The sequence below is a fragment of the Roseomonas sp. FDAARGOS_362 genome (assembly GCF_002754815.1).
GTDB classification, from domain to species: Bacteria; Pseudomonadota; Alphaproteobacteria; order Acetobacterales; family Acetobacteraceae; genus Roseomonas; species Roseomonas mucosa.
This window is the reverse complement of the sequence record NZ_CP024588.1, coordinates 302,061-318,789: the sequence shown is the minus strand read 5'-3', so window position 1 is coordinate 318,789 and position 16,729 is coordinate 302,061. Positions and strand designations below refer to the sequence as shown.

Below are 16,729 nucleotides of genomic sequence, written 5' to 3'. Positions count from 1 at the left end.
AGGAAAGCCCCTCCCCCGCCAGCGTCAGACGTAGTGCTCGGCCAGCGGCGCGAAGCCGTTGAAGCGCTGGCTGGCATAGGTCGTCACATAGGCGCCGGTGGCCAGCAGCTCGATCCGGTCCCCGGCATCGAGGGCCAGCGGCAGGCGGTAGTTGGACTTCTCGTAAAGGGTGTCGGTGCTGTCGCAGGTCGGCCCCGCGATCGTCACCGGCCCCTCGTCCTCGCCATCATGCGGGGTACGGAAGTCGTACTTGATCGACTCGCCCTCCGTCTCGGCCAGGCCGCCGAAGCGGCCGATGTCGAGATAGACCCAGCGGACCGGGTCGTCCTCGGCCTTGCGGGAGACCAGCACGACCTCGGCGGAGACCACACCCGCGTCGCCGACGATGAAGCGGCCCGGCTCGATCACGATATCCGGCAGGGCATTGCCGAAATGCTGTGCCATCGCGCCCATGATGGCGGCGCCGAAGGTGTCGATCTCCGGCACCTCGGCACGGTAGCGGACCGGGTAGCCGCCGCCGAGGTTCACCATGCGCACCTTCACGCCTGCTTCCTGAAGGTCGGTGAAGAGCATGGCGGCCTTGGCGATCGCCGCCTCGTAGGCGGTGGTCTTGGTCTGCTGCGAGCCGACATGGAAGGAGAGGCCGAAGGGGTCGAGGCCGAGCTCGGCGGCCTGGATCATCAGCGCCTTCGCCATCTCGATCTCGCAGCCGAACTTGCGGCTGAGCGGCCATTCCGCACCGTCATTGCCGACCAGGATGCGGCAATAGACGCGGGAGCCGGGGGCCGAGCGGGCGAGCTTCTTCAGCTCCCCCTCGGAATCGAAGGCGAACATGCGGATGCCGCGGTCGAAGGCCGCCTTGATGGCGGATTCCTTCTTGATGGTGTTGCCGTAGGAGATGGACTCCGGCGCCGCGCCCGCGTCGAGACAGGCCGAGATCTCCTCGTAGGAGGCGGCATCGAAGCTGGAGCCCAGGCCGACCAGGCGGTCCAGGATCGGCGCGGCGGGGTTGGCCTTCACCGCGTAGTAGATCCGGGACTGCGGCATGGCGGCCTGCAGGCGGCGGTAGTTCTCCTCCACCCGATCCACGTCGAGGACGAGGCAGGGAGTGGCCGGCGCGGCGTCGCGCAGGAATTGGGCGATCTTGGGGGTCATCGCGGCACCCTCCCAGAAAGCGGCAGGGCAGCCGCCTTTCCGGCGGCCGGCCCTGTCAGCGTTGCGAACGGTCGAACGAACCAGCGACCAAAGGTTGCCAGGACGCTTGACGTCGTTGCGTAACCACCCAGGGCCAGAGGCACGTGCGTACTGCGTTGGAGGGGCAGATAGAGGCGGCGGGCACAGGGCACAAGTGGCAAAACCGGCCCCAGCCGTTTTTTTTCCGCAGAACGAGCTAGCGGGCCGGAAACCCCTCCCATGTTTTCCTTGGCCGTCCGGCTTATTCACCGGCCGTTCATAGTTTTGGCCGGGGGTCTTCCGGTCGGACCGGCGCCTATCGCAGGTCTGTCACGAGACTGGTGCAAATCTGTTCCGGGCGACCGGGAATCGGGGCGTCCAGAGGCAATCCAGGCGGGAGAAAGGCGGCGTCGCGAGGGCAGCCGGGAGACGGGCGCAGCCCCTCCCCCGGCCACGGATCAGCGGATCAGGCCGCCGGTCGGGGAAGAAGGGTCGGCGGCGTAGTTGCGCGGCATCCGGCCGGCGAGGAAGGCGTGGCGTCCGGCCTCCACCGCCGCCTTCATGGCCCGCGCCATGCGAACCGGGTCCTTCGCATGGGCGATGGCGCTGTTCAGCAGCACGGCGTCGCAGCCCAGCTCCAGGGCGAAAGCGGCCTCGGAGGCGGTGCCGATGCCGGCATCCACCAGCACAGGCACCCTGGCCTGCTCCTTGATGGCGCGGATCATGAAGGGGTTGGCCACGCCCAGGCCGGAGCCGATCGGGGCGCCGAGTGGCATGATGGCGACGCAGCCCATCTCCTCCAGCCGCTTCGCCGCCACCGGGTCGTCGGCGCAATAGACCATGACCTCGAACCCGTCGGCGATCAGGGCCGCGGCGGCCTCCAGCGTCGCCTGCATGTCCGGGTAGAGGAAGGGTGGCGGGCCCAGCACCTCCAGCTTCACCAGGTTCCAGCCCCCCGCCTCACGCGCCAGGCGCAGGGTGCGGACGGCATCCTTGGCGGTGTGGCAACCGGCGGTGTTGGGGAGATAGGTATAGCGGTCGGGAGGCACGAAATCCTGCAGCATCGGCGCACCGGGGTCGGACAGGTTCACCCGCCGCACCGCCACCGTGACGATCTCGGCGCCGGAGGCCTCGATGGCCTCGGCCGTCTCCTCCAGCGACTTGTAGCGGCCGGTGCCGACGATCAGGCGGGAGCGGAAGCGGCGGCCGGCCACCTCCCAGCTGTCATCCGCCGTCCGAATACCGTCCATATGCCTCAGCCTCCGCCGATGAAGTGCACGATTTCCAGGGAATCTCCCGCCTCCAGCCGCGTCGCGGCATAGGTGGAGCGCGGCACGATCTCCTCGTTCCGCTCCACCGCGACCTTGCGGGTGTCGAGGCCCAGCTCGGCCAGCAGCGCGACCAGGCTGGCTCCTTGCGGAAGGTGGCGTGCTTCGCCGTTGACCGTGACCCGGATCGTGTCCGGCCGGGTGGCGGAGGTGATCTCTGACATGGGTCGGATGTGGCGCGCTCCCGGGCGGGACGCAAGCACCCCGCATGCAGCCCGGAAGGCGGCTCCGCGGGTTTCTCGCATATGCGAAGATGCAGGCCGTGCTTGCCCCATCCCTCGCACCCTGCTAGCCCCGCGCGGTTCAAGAGGTCACAACCTTGTCCCCGCCCCTGATCGCCGTTCTGAACGGCCCCAACCTGAACCTGCTCGGCACCCGTGAGCCCAAGATCTACGGGGCCGATACGCTCGACGACATCGAGGCGCTGTGCGCCGAGGTCGCGGACCAGGAAGGGCTGGCCATCGACTTCCGCCAGACCAACGGCGAGGGCGAGCTGGTGTCCTGGGTTCAGGAATGCCGCGGGCGGGCATCCGGGATCGTGATCAACCCTGCTGGCTACTCCTTCACCTCCATCGCCCTGCTGGATGCCCTCGTGGCCGTCCGGCTGCCGGTGATCGAGGTCCACCTCACCAACATCCACCGGCGGGAGGCGTTCCGGCATGTCTCCTACGTTTCCCGCGCGGCGACCGGCGTGATCTGCGGGCTGGGACCCCAGGGCTATGCCCTGGCACTCCGGGCCATGGCGGACATGCTGGCGACCGCACAGAACGAACTGGACGACGACGCATGAGCGGCCTTTCCTTCTCCCCCGACGCCATCAAGGCACTCGCCGAGATCCTGCGACAGACCGATCTGACCGAGATCGAGCTGGTCGAGAAGGACAGCCGCATCCGCGTGGCCCGAGAGGTGACCGTGGCCGCCCCGGTGGTGACCCAGATGGCTGCCCCGGCGATGCAGGCCGTGCCGGCCCCCGTTTCCGCCCCGCCGCCGGCTGCCGCCGAAGCGCCGTTGTCGCATGCCAATGCGGTGACCTCGCCCATGGTGGGCGTGGCCTATCTCTCGCCAGAGCCGGGGGCGGCACCCTTCATCACCCAGGGCCAGCACGTGAGCGCCGGGCAGACGCTGCTGCTGATCGAGGCGATGAAGACCTTCAACCAGATCAAGGCCACCAAATCCGGCACTGTGACCCGTATCCTGATCGAGAATGGGACCCCGGTGGAATTCGGCGAGCCGCTGATGGTGATCGAGTAAGGACGCGGCCACGTGTTCCGCAAGATCCTGATCGCCAACCGGGGCGAGATCGCGCTCCGCATCCACCGCGCCTGCCAGGAGATGGGCATCCGCACGGTGGCGGTGCATTCCACCGCCGACGCCACGGCGATGCATGTGCGCCTCGCCGACGAGAGCGTCTGCATCGGCCCGCCCTCGCCGCGCGAGAGCTACCTGAACGTCGCCAACATCCTGGCGGCGGCCACCATCACGGGGGCGGAGGCGATTCACCCGGGCTATGGCTTCCTGTCGGAGAATGCCCGCTTTGCCGAGATGGTGGAGGCGCATGGCCTGACCTTCATCGGCCCGACCGCGGAACATATCCGCATGATGGGCGACAAGATCGCCGCCAAGGACGCGATGCGGCGCCTGGGCGTGCCGCTGGTGCCGGGCTCGCCCGGCGCGCTGGCCTCCATCGACGAGGCACGCGAGATCGCCGACCAGATCCTGTACCCGGTGCTGATCAAGGCGGCGGCGGGCGGCGGCGGGCGCGGCATGAAGGTGGCGCGTTCGGCGGACGAGCTGGAGGAAGCCTGGCAGGTGGCGCGCACCGAGGCCAAGGCGGCCTTCGGTGACGATGCCGTGTACATGGAGAAGTATCTCGACCGGCCCCGGCACATCGAGATGCAGGTCCTGGCCGACAACCATGGCAATGTGGTGCATCTGGGCGAGCGCGACTGCTCGCTGCAACGGCGCCACCAGAAGCTGGTGGAGGAGGCGGGCAGCCCCGTGCTGACCGCCGCCGACCGGGAAGCCCTGGGCACCACGGTGACGGCGGCGCTGAAGCAGCTCGGCTACCGCAATGCCGGCACGCTGGAATTCCTGTGGCAGGACGGGCAGTTCGCCTTCATCGAGATGAACACCCGGTTGCAGGTCGAGCATCCCGTCACCGAGATGGTCTGCAACATCGACTTGGTGAAGGAGCAGATCCGCATCGCGGCGGGCGAGAAGCTCGGCTATGAGCAGAAGGACATCCGCTTCCAGGGCCATGCGATCGAGTGCCGCATCACGGCCGAGGACCCGCTGACCTTCGCGCCGAGCCCGGGGCGGGTCACGACCTTCCACGCGCCGGGCGGGCTGGGGGTGCGCATGGATAGCGCGCTCTATGCCGGCTACAACGTGCCGCCCTATTACGACAGCCTGGTGGCCAAGCTGATCGTCTATGGCGCGAACCGGCAGGAGGCGATCGCCCGCGCCCGCCGCGCCCTGGACGAGACGGTGGTGGACGGCATCAACACGACGCTGACCCTGCACCAGAAGATCATGGACGACCCGGAATTCCAGTCCGGCGACTACACGATCCATTGGCTGGAGAAGTTCGTGGCGCGCGAGGTCGAGGGGACCTGACCCCTCCGCTTCCGGGCGGGCCGCGCGTGGTGCCGCCCGGGAGACGGGCCTTTGCGCCCCCTCGCTCCGGGAGCCCTGGCTCCGGGACTTTTCCGGGGCGGCACGGCGCCGGAGGGCGGCTCCCGGAATCGGGAAGCACGGCAGGTGGTGCAGTGCGGCGCGGACCGTGCCAGGATGGGCGCCGATGAGCCGGCGCGGGATCGCGATCACCCCTGACCTTGTCCTGCGCGCCTATGCCGCAGGGCTTTTCCCAATGGCGGAGGGCCGGGAATCCAACCGGCTCTTCTGGCTGGACCCGGAGCAGCGGGGTATCCTGCCGCTGGAGAATTTCCACCTGCCGCGCCGTCTCGCGCGTACGGTGCTGTCCGGCCGCTTCACGGTGACGGCGGACCGGGCCTTCGCCGAGGTGCTAGCAGGCTGCGCCGCCCCGGCCCCCGGCCGCGAGGATTCCTGGATCAATGCGGAGGTGGAGGCGCTCTTCAACGAGCTGCACCGGCTCGGCCATGCGCATTCCATCGAGACATGGCAGGACGGGAGGCTGGTGGGCGGTCTGTACGGTATCAGGCTGGGCGGAGCCTTCTTCGGGGAGAGCATGTTCTCCCGCGAGACGGATGCCTCGAAGACCGCCCTGGTGCATCTGGTGATCCGCCTGCGACGCGGCGGCTTCACCCTACTGGATACACAGTTCCTGACCTCGCACCTCGCCCGCTTCGGCGCTGTCGAGGTGCCGCAGGCGGACTACAAGGCACGACTGGCGAGTTCGCTGCGGGTGCTGGCGCGGTGGGAGCGCGAACTGCCCGCCGAGGAGGTCGAGTACTGGGTCCGCGACCTGAGATCCGGTTCCGGCTGAGGTTCGGCCCGCGTCGCGTCGGGGTCTTCCAGCGCCTCCAGGAAGGCCCTGGCCCAGACGCCGACATTCTGGGTTTCCAGCCTGCGATACATGGCGGCGTGCCGCTCCCGCCGCTCCTCAATGGGCATTTCCAGGGCGTTGTGGATGGCCGAGGCGACGCCCACGGGGTCGAGTGGGTTGACCTGCAAGGCCTCCGGCATGTTCTCGGCCGCGCCGGCGAAGCGGGACAGCACGAGGACGCCGGGATTCTCCGCGTCCTGCGCCGCCACATATTCCTTGGCGACGAGGTTCATGCCGTCGCGTAGCGGCGTTACCAGCCCGACCTTGGAGACGCGATAGAAGCCGGCAAGGCAGTCGCGGGACAGGGCGCGGGCGACATAGCGCACGGGCGTCCAGTCCGGATCGGCATAGTCGCCATTGATCGTGCCGGCGAGGCGGTCGATCTCCCGCCGCAGGTCGCGGTAGCTCTCGATGTCGTCGCGGGACTTGGCGGCGATCTGGAGATAGGTGACGTGGCCGCGATGCTGCGGATATTCCGCCAGCAGGGCGGCAAAGGCGCGTAGCCGCTCCGGCAGGCCCTTGGTGTAGTCCAGCCTCTCCACGCCGATCACGAGGTCACGGTGGCCGAGGCTGGCGACGAGGCGGCGGGTTTCCGACCCGCGCGCAGCACGGGCGGCAGTCTCGTTGAACTCCCGGGTGGCGATGCCGATGGGATGGGCCTGCAGCCGTGTTTCGCGGCCCCGGAAGCGGACCGTCTCGTCAGCCGGCACCTGCATGCCGGTGCCCTGGTTCATGCAGTCGATCAGGCCCTGGAGGTCGCGGCGCGACTGCACGCCCACGAGGTCATAGGCCAGCAGGTCGTGCAGAATCCGGTCGGAATCGGGGAGTGCGGAGAAGAGCGCCCAGGGAGGGAAAGGAATGTGGTGGAAGTAGCCGATGCGCTGCTTCGCCCCCATGGCCCGCAATTCGGCACCGAGGGGAATGAGTTGGTAGTCATGCACCCAGATCGTGTCGTCCGGGCGCAGGTGCGGAAGGAGGCGGCGGGCGAATTCGCGGTTCACGTCGCGATAGACCTCGGCCTGCTGCCGGTCGTAGGTCAGGAGGCCGAGGCGGAAGTGGAAGAGCGGCCAGAGAACGCCGTTGGCATGGCCGACATAGAAGCCGCGGTACTGGTCGTCCGTCAGGTCGAAGACGGTGTAGTCCACCCCGGAGCGCCGGACCGTCTTGGCCGGGCCGGGTTCCTCGCCGACGACATGGCCGCTCCAGCCGAACCACATGCCGCCGCAGGCCTTGAAGGCCTCCTTGAGGGCAACCGCGAGGCCACCCGCCGCCGGGGGGTCGTCCCGCTTCGGCACGGCCACACGGTTGGATACGACGACTAGGCGTCCCACAGTCCCTCCTCCCAGATCTTCCTGATCATTCCGATCGGTGAAATGAACCGCTTCCCCATGGGAAGAACGACGCGCGGACAGGCGCGGTTTCGCATTGGCGGCGTCATGGGGGTGCGTCAGCCCCCGCCGGCCGGACGCGGTCCCTGCCCCGCCTCCAGCGCATCCGCGGCCCGGGCGAGCCAGGCGCGGAAGCGCGCGGGCTGACCGGAGAAGTCCTCCGGGATACGGTAGCCGATGCCGTCCATGGCATAGGCGGCGGTGATCCCGTCCTCGTCCGTCACGTCATCGCCCACGAAGATCGGCTTGCGCCCCGCGAAGGCGGCACGGGCCATGAGGCGGTGGACGGCCTTGCCCTTGTCGGCGAAGCGCGGGCGGACCTCGTAGGCGGCATGGGCCGGGACGACGCGGAAGTCGTCCGGCAGCTCGGCCGCCATGGCTTCCGCCAGGGCATGAGCGGCCTCGCCGGCCTCAGGCGCCAGGCGGTAATGCAGCACCAAGCCGTGGCGCTTGTGCTCGGCCAGGGCACCGGGATGGGCGGCGGCGAAGCGGTCGGCGGCCTCCCGCCAGGCGGCGGGCGGGGATGGCAGCGGCGGCGAGGCCGCGTCCGACGGATCGAGCACCGCCCCGTGCTCGGTGGCCACGACGAGGCCGGGAACGGGCAGGAAGCCGCGCACGACCTCCAGCCCCCGGCCCGTCACGATCGCCAGCGCGCCGCCTAGCGCGACGGACAGGCGCTGGAGCACCGAGGGCAGGTCGGGTGGCACCACCACGAGATCCGGGCGCGCCGCGATCTCGACCAGCGTGCCGTCGAAATCGAGGAAGAGGGCGGATTCGGGACCGGGGAGAGGCGGCAGGCCAGCCTCTGGAATCACGTCAGCCATGAGGCGTTCCTCTTCCGAGGGAAGTGTGGCGGGCGCAAGGCGAATGAGGCGGGAATGACAGATTCTTGTAGGGTCAGACCGTGAATTGTTCCGCGACGATGCGCTCGCTGAGGCCGTGATCGGGATCGAAGAGCATGGTCAGCGCCACGCTCCTGTCCTCGCGCACCTCGACACGGGTCACGTCGCGGACCTCGGTGTAGTCCGCCACGGCGGCGACGGGGCGCTTCTCGTGTTCCAGGATGTCGAAGATCACCACGGACTCGGAGGGCAGCAGCGCGCCGCGCCAGCGGCGGGGGCGGAAGGCGCTGATCGGCGTCAGCGGCAGGAGGTTGGCGCCGAGCGGCACGATGGGGCCATGCGCGGAAAGGTTGTAGGCGGTGCTGCCGGCCGGGGTGGAAACGAGGATGCCGTCGCAGATCAGCTCGGCGAGGCGGATCTTGCCGTCCACGGTGATGCGGATCTTGGCGGCCTGGCGCGTTTCGCGCAGCAGGTTCACGTCGTTGATGGCGAGGCCGGTCTGCGTCTCGCCCCTGGCGTCGGTGGCCAGCATCCGCAGCGGATGCAGCACCGCCGCCTGGGCAGCGGCGAGGCGCTCCGGCAGGTCGTCCCCGCGGAACTCGTTCATCAGGAAGCCGACGCTGCCGCAGTTCATGCCATAGACCGGCAGGTTGCGGCCCAGCAGCTTGTGCTGCGTTTCCAGCATGCAGCCATCGCCGCCCAGCGCCACGACCACGGCGGCCTCATCGGGCTGGGCATCGCCATAGCGCGCGATCAGGCGGGTCCGGGCGGCGACCGCCTTCTCCGACCCGGCACAGAGAAAAGAGATGCGGCCCGTCAGGTCCGGCGGCAGCGGGGAGACGGGTTCGCCACCGGGCAGGCCGGCGTTCAGGAGGCCGGTATCGGGTCCCATCTCAGCGGCCCCGGCATCCGGGCGGCGGCGATCGGCGCATGGTCGGGGTCCTTCGCTCCTGCGGCAGGGACATAGGACGCTGCCCGGACGGCGCCCGCAAGCCCGGGCGGCGGGCCAGCCGGGCCGGGAAAGGCGGCGGCCGGGGGCGGGTGGCTCAGAGGGCCTTCCAGAACAGGGTGGTGCCGTGCGGCACGCCCTGGGCATCGAGCGCATAGCCGGGGATACGGCCCGCCTCGGTCCAGCCCATCTCGTGGTAGAGTGCCTCGGCCGGGCCGTCGCTGCGGGTGTCGAGGGTCAGCAGCCGGCGGCCGACGCCGCGCGCCGCCTGCTCGGCCTTGCGCATCAGGGCGCGGGCGATGCCGCGCCGACGGAAGGCCGGGTCCACCAGCAGCTTCGCGATCTCGGCACGGTGCGGCTGGTTGGCCGGCGTGTCGAGGACGAGCTGCACCGTGCCGGCGATCTGCCCCTCCGACCAGGCGGCGAGGAGAAGGCGCTTGCCGGTGGCGACGTCGGAGGAAACGTTGCGCCAGAAGGAGCGCGCCGTCTCCTTCGGGAGCGGCGGCAGGAAGGAGACCGAGGCGCCGGAAGCGACGCAGGCCACCAGGATGGCGGCGAGGCGGCGCTCGGCGCTGGCGGCGGCCGCGGCATCCAGGGCCTCCACGACGAGGCCGCGGGCCGGCTTGGCGTAGCGGAATTCCAGCGAGTTGGAAATGTCGTCCAGGATGCGGATCGAGCCGGAGCGGACATAGCCCCGCTTCTCGTAGAAGGCATGGGCAGCGTCGAAGCGCGTGTCCGTCCAGAGTACGAGGCGCTCCGCCCCGGCATCGAGCGCGCGCCTTTCGCCGAGGTCGAGCAGCTGGTGCGCCAGGCCAGTGCCGCGCTGGTCGCGGCGGACATAGACGCGGCAGATCTCCCAGGCATTGTCGGAGCCGAGCGGGCGGACGGCGACCATGCCGACCACCTCGCCGCCCTGATCGGCCGTCCAGACGGCGCCGCCCACCTTGCCGAAATGCGTGACCAGGGCACGAAGCTCGGGATTCTCGCCGTCCACGTCCAGGATGCAGTTCGGGTATTCCGCCCAGGCCTCGCCGATCAGGCGGATGAAGCCCTCCGCGTCGCTGTCGGCGCCCTCGCGGATCCGAACGGGACGGATGATGGCGCCGCCGTCGCTCACGAAAGGCCCCGGCAGAAGCGGTCGATGCGGGCGCAGGCCTCGGCGAGCTGCTCCATGCCCGTGGCATAGGAGAGGCGCAGATACGGGCTCATGCCATAGGCCGCGCCGGCGACGGTGGCGACGTGCTGTTCCTCCAGCAGGGCCATGGCGAAGTCGGTGTCCGTTTCCAGATGCCTGCCGCCCGCCGTGGTGCGGCCCAGACAGCCTCCGATGTTGGGAAAGAGGTAGAAGGCGCCCTCGGGCTTGTGACAGGCGATGCCGGGGATCGTGTTCAGCCTCTCGACCAGGAAGTCGCGGCGCTCGCGATAGGCATGCGCGCGCTCGGCCACCAGATCCTGCGGCCCTTCCAGCGCGGCGGTGGCCGCCGCCTGGCCGACGGTGGAGACGCCGCCGGTGAGATGGCCCTGCATCGTCACCATGGCCTTGATCAGCGGCGCCGGGCCGCCGGCATAGCCGATGCGCCAGCCGGTCATCGCATAGGTCTTGGAGACGCCGTTCAGCGTCAGCACGCGATCCTTCAGCCGGGGCTCGACCTCGGCGATGGTGCAGAACTCGAAGTTGTCATAGACGAGGTGCTCATACATGTCGTCGGACATGATCCAGACCTGCGGGTGGCGCAGCAGCACCTCGGCCAGGGCCTGCATCTCCGCGCGGGAGCAGGCGGCGCCGGTCGGGTTGTTCGGGAAGTTCAGCACCAGCCACTTGGTCCTCGGCGTGATGGCCGCCTCCAGATCCTCCGGCCGCAGCTTGAAGCCGCTGTTCTGCGGGCAGGAGACGAAACTCGCGTCGGCGCCGGCCAGCTTCGCCTGCATGGCGTAGCTGATCCAGCAGGGCGAGGGGATCAGCACCTCGTCGCCGGCGTCACATGTGGCGAGGAAGGCGTTGGTGATGATCTGCTTGCCGCCATTGGCGACCATGATCTCGTTCAGCGCGTAGTCGAGCTTGTTCTCGCGCCGGAACTTGCGCTGGATCGCCTCCTTCAGCGCGCGGATGCCATCCTGCGGCGGATATTTGGTCAGCCCTTCGAGCGCGGCGCGGTTCGCGGCCTCGATGGCGTGCGGGGGCGTGGCGAAATCGGGCTCGCCGACGGTGAGGCTGATGACCTGATGGCCCTGGGCCTTCATCTCGCGCGCCTTGATGGACATGGCCACGGAGGGGGCGACCGGGATTTCCGTCAGGCGGGTGGCGAGGGCGGGCATGGTCGGATCAGTCTCGGCAGGAGGCGGGTTGGGAACGGAGGGACGCGCGGGAGGTGGTGGGACCGGGCGAGACCTGCCTCCCGGACGGAAGGCGGGTCTCGCCGGACAGGGGCCTAGTTCAGCCCTTCGCAGAACCGCTTGATGCGGTCGCAGGCGTCTTCCAGCACGGCGTCGGAGGTCGCGTAGGAGACGCGGAAATGGCCGGGGAACATGAAGGCCGAGCCGTGGACCGCGGCGACGCCCTCATCCTCCAGCAGCGCCGTCACGAAATCCTCGTCCGTCTCGATCCGCTTGCCCGAGGCGGTGGTCTTGCCGAGGCAGCCGGCGATGTCGGGGAAGACGTAGAAGGCGCCATCGGGCGTGGCGCAGCGGATGCCGGGGGCCTGGTTCAGCAGGCGCACGACGAGGTCGCGGCGGCGCTCGAAGGCCAGGCGCATGGTCTCCACGCTCTCCTGCGGGCCATTCAGCGCCTCGACGGCGGCGGCCTGGGAGATGGAGGAGGTGTTGGAGGTGCTCTGCCCCTGCAGCTTGTCCATCGCCTTGATCAGCGCGAGCGGCGCGCCGGCGAAGCCGATGCGCCAGCCGGTCATGGCATAACCCTTGGAGCAGCCGTTCATGGTGACGGTGCGGTCCTTCAGGCGCGGCTCCACCTGGGCAATCGTCCTGAAGGCGAAGTCGCCATAGACCAGCTTCTCGTAGATGTCGTCGGTGAAGATCCAGACCTGTGGGTGGCGCAGCAGCACCTCGGCCAGCCCCTTCAGCTCCGCCTCGGAATAGGCGGCGCCGGTCGGGTTGGAGGGGTTGTTCAGGATCAGCCACTTGGTCTTCGGCGTGATCGCGGCTTCCAGCTGCTCCGGGGTGATCTTGAAACCCTGGTTCTGCCCGGCCGGGACGATCACCGGCTTGCCGCCCGCCAGCGCGATGATGTCGGGGTAGCTGACCCAGCAGGGGGCAGGCACGATGGCCTCGTCGCCCTCGTCGATCGTGGCGAGCATGGCGTTGAAGATCACCTGCTTGCCGCCGGTGGAGACGACGATCTCCTCCGGCTTGTAGGTCAGGCCGTTGTCCCGCTCGAACTTCGCCGCCACCGCCTTGCGCAGCGCCATGGTGCCGGCGACGTCGGTATAGCGGGTCTCGCCGTCCTGGATCGCCTTGATCGCGGCGTCCTTGATGTTCTGCGGGGTCTCGAAATCCGGCTCGCCGACGCTGAGGCTGATCACGTCCCGGCCGGCGGCCTTCAGGGCGCGGGCCTTCTGGGTGACGACGATGGTCTGGGACGGGGAGATGCGGTCCATCCGCTCGGCGGTCAGCGTCATGGGTCTTCCGGAGCTTTCGGGGTCGGAGGAAAGGCGGCGGAACCCTAGTCGCCGCCCCTGCCCCGGGCAACCCGCGCGCGCGTCAGGCCTGCCGCGAGCAGCAGGGCGAGGCCGGCGGCGGCGAGGATCAGCACGGCCAGCGCGTTGACCTTGGGCGTCATGCCCAGGCGCAGCATGGAGAAGAGGGCCACCGGCAGGGTGGTGGAAGCGGGGCCGGACAGGAAGCTGGCCAGCACCACATCGTCCAGCGAGAGGGTGAAGGCGAGCAGCCAGGAGGCCGCCAGGGCGGGCGCCATCAGCGGCAGGGTGACGGTGCGGAAGACGGTGGCGGGCGTGGCGCCGAGATCGGCCGCGGCCTCCTCCAGCTCCCGCCCGCCGCGGGCCAGGCGGGCCTGGACGATCACCGCGGCATAGGCGGCGCCCAGCGTGGCATGGGCCAGCAGGATGGTGCCGGCGCCCCTGCCCCGCGGCCAGCCGGTGGCGGCCTCCAGCGCGACGAAGAGCAGGAGGAGGGAAAGGCCGGTGACGACCTCCGGCAGCACCAGCGGCGCGCCGGACAGGGCACCGAGCAGGGCGCGGCCCCGGAAGGTGCCGCCGCGTGCCAGCAGCCAGCCGGTGGCCCCGCCGAGCAGCATGGCCAGGGTCGCGGCGCCGGCGGCAATGCGGAGCGAGAGGAGGGCGGCCTCCAGCAGCCGCTCGTCGGCGGCGAGCTCGCGGAACCAGCGCAGGGAGAGGCCGCCCCAGCGGAAGGGCACGGGATCGGCGCTGAAGGCATAGAGGACCAGGAGCAGGACCGGCAGCCAGAGGAAGGCGAGGCCGAGCCAGAGGCCGATGCGGGCCCAGGCGGGGAGGCTCATTCCCGGTTTCCCAGGCGCTGGAAGAGTAGGATGGGCAGCAGCAGCAGCGCCAGCAGGGCGCATGCCAGGGCGGCGGCCACAGGCCAGTCACGGTTCTGGAAAAACTCAATGAAGAGGGCGCGGCCCAGCGGCAGGGCGCCGGGCGGGCCGAGCAGCTCCGGAACGACATATTCCCCGGCGGCGGGGATGAAGACCAGCAGGAAGCCCGCCAGCGCCCCGGGCAGGACCAGCGGCAGGGTCACGGTGAGGAAGGCACGGGTCGGCCCGGCGCCGAGATCGGCGGCGGCTTCCTCCAGCGACGGGTCCATGCGGGCGAAGGCGGCGTAGAGCGGCAGCACTGCGAAAGGCAGGTAGGCATGGACCATGCCGAGATAGAGGGCGAGCGGGGTGTAGAGCAGAGCCATGGGCTGCTCGATCAGGCCGAGGCCGCGCAGCAGGCCGTTGATCCAGCCCTCGTCCCGCAGCAACCCGATCCAGGCGCCGACACGCAGCAGGAAGCCCGTCCAGAGCGGCAGGAGCACGAGGCCCAGCAGCAGGCGGGACCGGCGGGCGCGGGCGATGGCCAGCGCCATGGGCAGGGCGAGCAGGAGGCAGAGCGTCGCCGTGATGCCGGCCAGTTCCAGCGATTGCCGGAAGGCGGCACGGTAATAGGGATCGCCCAGGATCAGGGCGAGGTTGTCCGTGTCGAGGCCCTGGCCGTTCCAGGGTGGGTCGAAGGGCGGCAGGCCCTCACTCTGCCAGGACAGGGCCAGGACCAGCAGCAGGGCCAGCGGCGCCGCGACCAGCAGGGCGAGCCAGAGCGCCACGGGCGGCAGGAAGAGGCGGCGCATCACCCGGCCAGCGGGACCACGGCGGCGGCATCCCAGCCCAGCCGCAGGAAGGCACCGCGTTCCGGCGGCGGGCCGGGCAGCGCGGCGCGGAGGGTGGCGCCGCCGGGCAGGCGGAGCAGGACCAGGCTGTCGCCGCCCCGGAAGGCGGCTTCCTCGACCGTGCCGGCGGCGGTGTTCTCGCCCTGCCGTTCCGTCGGGCGCAGGCTTTCCGGCCGCAAGGCGCAGGCGGTGGTGCCCTCCGGCAGCGGCGCCGGGGCGCGAAGGGTGCAGGCGGCGGCGGGGCTGTCCAGCGTGCCCCCGGCGGTGCGGCGCCCCTCCAGGATATTGGCGGCACCCAGGAAGCCCGCGACGAAGCGCGTGGCCGGGCGGGCATAGACCTCGGCGGGCGGGCCGATCTGCACGATGCGGCCCTGGGCCAGGACGGCCACGCGGTCGGCGAGGGACAGGGCCTCCGCCTGGTCGTGCGTGACCATGATGAAGCCGGCGCCGGTCTCGCGTTGCAGGGCGCGGAGCTCGAAGCCGGTGCGCTCGCGCAGGTTGGCATCGAGGGCGGCCAGGGGCTCGTCGAGCAGCAGCAGGCGCGGGCGCCGGGCCAGGGCGCGGGCCAGGGCAACGCGCTGGCGCTGGCCTCCGGACAACGCGTCGGGGCGGCGCCTTTCCAGCCCCTGGAGATGCAGCAGGGCCACGAGGCGTTCCACGCGCTGCGCGACGGCCGCACGCCCTTGCCCTTCCCGGCGAAGCCCATAGGCGATGTTGTCGAAGACGCTGAGATGCGGAAACAGCGCGTAGGACTGGAACATCATGTTCACCGGGCGCCGGTGCGGCGGCAGCGGGGTGAGGTCGGCGCCGTCCAGCAGCACGCTGCCGGAATCCGGCCGCTCGAAGCCCGCGACCACGCGCAGCAGCGTGGACTTGCCGGAGCCGGAGCCGCCCAGCAGGGTCAGGAACTCGCCCGCCGGCATGGCGAGGTCCAGCCCGTCCAGCGCCGCCAGCGCGCCGAAGCGGCGGGTGAGGCCGGACAGGCGCAGCAGCGGTGCGCTCAACGTCCGGCCTTGAAGCGGGTCCAGAGCCGGGCGCGGGCACGCTCGGCGGCAGGGGGCGGGGCGGTGACGGTGAAGGTGCGGGCGATCGTCTCGGGCGACGGGATGACATTGGGATCGGCGAGAACCGCCTGGCTGAGATAGGGGCGCGAGGCGGGCACCGCATTGGGATAGCGCACCTGGTTGGTGACGCCGGCGATGACCTCGGGCCGCAGCAGGAAGTCGATGAAGCGCTGCGCGTCCTCCGGATGCGGCGCGTCGGCGGGAATGGCCAGCATGTCGAACCAGAGCTGCGCGCCCTGCCTCGGCTGCACATAGGTCAACCCCTCGGCACGGCCCGCCGCCTCGGCCCGGACGCGCGCCTGGATGACGTCGCCGGAATAGCCGAAGACGGCGCAGTACTCGCCATTCGCCAGCGCGTCGGCGAGGGCGCCGGAGGAGATGATGGCGCGCACATGCGGGCGGATGGCCAGCAGCGTCTTCTCCGCCGCCGCGAGGTCCTCGGCCGTGCCGGAATTCGGCTCCTTTCCGAGCCAGTGCAGCACCGAGGGGATGACGTCGATGCCGCTGTCCATGAAGGCGATGCCGCAGCCGGCGATGCGCTTCGCGTTTTCCGGCCTGAGCAGCAGGTCGAGGCTGTCGAGCAGCGCGTCGGGCGCCAGGGCGCGGATCTTCTCCGGACGCAGGCCCAGGCCGATCGTGCCCCAGAGATAGATGGCGCCATGCGCGTTGCCGGGATCGCTGCTGGCGACGCGCTGGAGCAGCGCCGGGTCCTGGTTGGCGAAGCTCGTGATCTGCGCGCGGTCGAGCGCGCGCAGGGCCTTGGCGCGGACGAGGCGGGCGAAGGTGGGCTCCGAGGTCGGGACCACCACGTCATAGCCCGACCGGCCGGCGGACAGCTTGGCCTCCAGCGTTTCCAGGCTGTCGAAGACGTCGTAGCGGACCTGGATGCCGGTTTCCGCCTGGAAGCGCTCGATGGCCTTCGGGTCGATGTAGTCGGTCCAGTTGTAGACGTTGATCACGCGTTCCTGCGCCCGGGCCGCCGGGACGAGGGCCAGCGCGGCCAGCAGGGGCAGGAGGAGGCCGAGGGCGAGGGCGAGGCGGCGTGGGCGCACGGGCAGGCGCATGAGGCGTTGTGGCTCCGTGGTCGGGGGATGCGGGGCG

17 protein-coding genes are annotated in these 16,729 nt (G+C 70.3%); 4 read left to right on the top strand and 13 right to left on the bottom strand.

What is annotated here, in order from left to right; genetic code table 11:
- Positions 1-24 precede the first annotated feature (24 nt).
- The 3 genes from CTJ15_RS06245 to thiS all read right to left on the bottom strand — a co-directional run bounded on the left by CTJ15_RS06245 (position 25) and on the right by thiS (position 2,665).
- Positions 25-1,155 carry a type III PLP-dependent enzyme gene (locus CTJ15_RS06245; RefSeq protein WP_019461586.1) on the bottom strand — a complete coding sequence of 377 codons (1,131 nt, stop codon included), beginning with the start codon at positions 1,153-1,155 and terminating at the stop codon, positions 25-27.
- A 476-nt stretch (positions 1,156-1,631) separates the two neighbouring features.
- Positions 1,632-2,423: a thiazole synthase gene (locus tag CTJ15_RS06240; protein ID WP_019461587.1), complete on the bottom strand. Its 792-nt coding sequence runs from the start codon at positions 2,421-2,423 to the stop codon at positions 1,632-1,634.
- Positions 2,424-2,428: 5 nt separating this feature from the next.
- A complete protein-coding gene (gene thiS, locus CTJ15_RS25310) occupies positions 2,429-2,665 on the bottom strand; it encodes a sulfur carrier protein ThiS (RefSeq protein ID WP_019461588.1) in 237 nt (78 codons plus the stop codon).
- Between the two features lie 155 nt (positions 2,666-2,820).
- Between thiS and aroQ the strand changes: the two genes are divergently transcribed.
- The 4 genes from aroQ to aat all read left to right on the top strand — a co-directional run bounded on the left by aroQ (position 2,821) and on the right by aat (position 5,967).
- Positions 2,821-3,291 (top strand): type II 3-dehydroquinate dehydratase, encoded by a 471-nt coding sequence (gene aroQ / locus CTJ15_RS06230; RefSeq protein WP_075821631.1) that lies wholly within the window; start codon positions 2,821-2,823, stop codon positions 3,289-3,291.
- Positions 3,288-3,752: an acetyl-CoA carboxylase biotin carboxyl carrier protein gene (gene accB / locus CTJ15_RS06225; protein WP_019461590.1), complete on the top strand. Its 465-nt coding sequence runs from the start codon at positions 3,288-3,290 to the stop codon at positions 3,750-3,752. Before aroQ ends, accB begins: the two co-directional genes overlap by 4 nt.
- A 12-nt stretch (positions 3,753-3,764) precedes the next feature.
- Positions 3,765-5,117, top strand: coding sequence for an acetyl-CoA carboxylase biotin carboxylase subunit (gene accC / locus CTJ15_RS06220; protein WP_019461591.1), 1,353 nt, complete (start codon positions 3,765-3,767; stop codon positions 5,115-5,117).
- 184 nt (positions 5,118-5,301) lie between these two features.
- Positions 5,302-5,967 carry a leucyl/phenylalanyl-tRNA--protein transferase gene (gene aat / locus CTJ15_RS06215; protein ID WP_075821632.1) on the top strand — a complete coding sequence of 222 codons (666 nt, stop codon included), beginning with the start codon at positions 5,302-5,304 and terminating at the stop codon, positions 5,965-5,967.
- On the opposite strand, the gene CTJ15_RS06210 is transcribed toward aat, so the two are convergent.
- The 10 genes from CTJ15_RS06210 to CTJ15_RS06165 all read right to left on the bottom strand — a co-directional run bounded on the left by CTJ15_RS06210 (position 5,856) and on the right by CTJ15_RS06165 (position 16,692).
- Positions 5,856-7,358: a trehalose-6-phosphate synthase gene (locus tag CTJ15_RS06210; protein ID WP_226946063.1), complete on the bottom strand. Its 1,503-nt coding sequence runs from the start codon at positions 7,356-7,358 to the stop codon at positions 5,856-5,858. The two genes, aat and CTJ15_RS06210, sit on opposite strands and share 112 nt — an antisense overlap.
- Positions 7,359-7,474: 116 nt before the next feature.
- Positions 7,475-8,239, bottom strand: a complete 765-nt coding sequence (gene otsB / locus CTJ15_RS06205; protein ID WP_099781347.1) for a trehalose-phosphatase — start codon at positions 8,237-8,239, stop codon at positions 7,475-7,477.
- A gap of 73 nt (positions 8,240-8,312) precedes the next feature.
- Positions 8,313-9,149 carry an NAD kinase gene (locus CTJ15_RS06200; RefSeq protein WP_019461595.1) on the bottom strand — a complete coding sequence of 279 codons (837 nt, stop codon included), beginning with the start codon at positions 9,147-9,149 and terminating at the stop codon, positions 8,313-8,315.
- 154 nt (positions 9,150-9,303) lie between these two features.
- On the bottom strand, positions 9,304-10,323 hold the full coding sequence (locus tag CTJ15_RS06195; protein WP_099781346.1) for a GNAT family N-acetyltransferase: 1,020 nt from the start codon (positions 10,321-10,323) through the stop codon (positions 9,304-9,306).
- Positions 10,320-11,522, bottom strand: a complete 1,203-nt coding sequence (locus tag CTJ15_RS06190) for a pyridoxal phosphate-dependent aminotransferase (protein ID WP_099781345.1) — start codon at positions 11,520-11,522, stop codon at positions 10,320-10,322. The genes CTJ15_RS06195 and CTJ15_RS06190 overlap by 4 nt, the downstream gene beginning before the upstream one ends.
- Positions 11,523-11,635: 113 nt before the next feature.
- Positions 11,636-12,838, bottom strand: a complete 1,203-nt coding sequence (locus CTJ15_RS06185) for a pyridoxal phosphate-dependent aminotransferase (protein ID WP_099781344.1) — start codon at positions 12,836-12,838, stop codon at positions 11,636-11,638.
- A gap of 44 nt (positions 12,839-12,882) precedes the next feature.
- Entirely contained in the window at positions 12,883-13,695 is an 813-nt protein-coding gene (locus tag CTJ15_RS06180) for an ABC transporter permease (protein ID WP_099781343.1), read from the bottom strand.
- A complete protein-coding gene (locus CTJ15_RS06175; protein WP_075821635.1) occupies positions 13,692-14,525 on the bottom strand; it encodes an ABC transporter permease in 834 nt (277 codons plus the stop codon). Before CTJ15_RS06175 ends, CTJ15_RS06180 begins: the two co-directional genes overlap by 4 nt.
- Positions 14,525-15,568 carry an ABC transporter ATP-binding protein gene (locus tag CTJ15_RS06170; protein ID WP_019461601.1) on the bottom strand — a complete coding sequence of 348 codons (1,044 nt, stop codon included), beginning with the start codon at positions 15,566-15,568 and terminating at the stop codon, positions 14,525-14,527. The genes CTJ15_RS06175 and CTJ15_RS06170 overlap by 1 nt, the downstream gene beginning before the upstream one ends.
- Positions 15,565-16,692 (bottom strand): extracellular solute-binding protein, encoded by a 1,128-nt coding sequence (locus tag CTJ15_RS06165; protein ID WP_099781342.1) that lies wholly within the window; start codon positions 16,690-16,692, stop codon positions 15,565-15,567. Before CTJ15_RS06165 ends, CTJ15_RS06170 begins: the two co-directional genes overlap by 4 nt.
- Positions 16,693-16,729 lie beyond the last annotated feature (37 nt).

Bases quoted from the DNA above. Each gene is read 5' to 3' on its own strand.
- CTJ15_RS06200 (WP_019461595.1), bottom strand. From the start codon at position 9,149: ATGGGACCCGATACCGGCCTCCTGAACGCCGGCCTGCCCGGTGGCGAA.
- aat (WP_075821632.1), top strand. From the start codon at position 5,302: ATGAGCCGGCGCGGGATCGCGATCACCCCTGACCTTGTCCTGCGCGCC.
- CTJ15_RS06185 (WP_099781344.1), bottom strand. From the start codon at position 12,838: ATGACGCTGACCGCCGAGCGGATGGACCGCATCTCCCCGTCCCAGACC.
- CTJ15_RS06165 (WP_099781342.1), bottom strand. From the start codon at position 16,692: ATGCGCCTGCCCGTGCGCCCACGCCGCCTCGCCCTCGCCCTCGGCCTC.
- CTJ15_RS06180 (WP_099781343.1), bottom strand. From the start codon at position 13,695: ATGAGCCTCCCCGCCTGGGCCCGCATCGGCCTCTGGCTCGGCCTCGCC.
- thiS (WP_019461588.1), bottom strand. From the start codon at position 2,665: ATGTCAGAGATCACCTCCGCCACCCGGCCGGACACGATCCGGGTCACG.
- CTJ15_RS06190 (WP_099781345.1), bottom strand. From the start codon at position 11,522: ATGCCCGCCCTCGCCACCCGCCTGACGGAAATCCCGGTCGCCCCCTCC.
- otsB (WP_099781347.1), bottom strand. From the start codon at position 8,239: ATGGCTGACGTGATTCCAGAGGCTGGCCTGCCGCCTCTCCCCGGTCCC.
- CTJ15_RS06240 (WP_019461587.1), bottom strand. From the start codon at position 2,423: ATGGACGGTATTCGGACGGCGGATGACAGCTGGGAGGTGGCCGGCCGC.
- CTJ15_RS06175 (WP_075821635.1), bottom strand. From the start codon at position 14,525: ATGCGCCGCCTCTTCCTGCCGCCCGTGGCGCTCTGGCTCGCCCTGCTG.
- accB (WP_019461590.1), top strand. From the start codon at position 3,288: ATGAGCGGCCTTTCCTTCTCCCCCGACGCCATCAAGGCACTCGCCGAG.
- CTJ15_RS06245 (WP_019461586.1), bottom strand. From the start codon at position 1,155: ATGACCCCCAAGATCGCCCAATTCCTGCGCGACGCCGCGCCGGCCACT.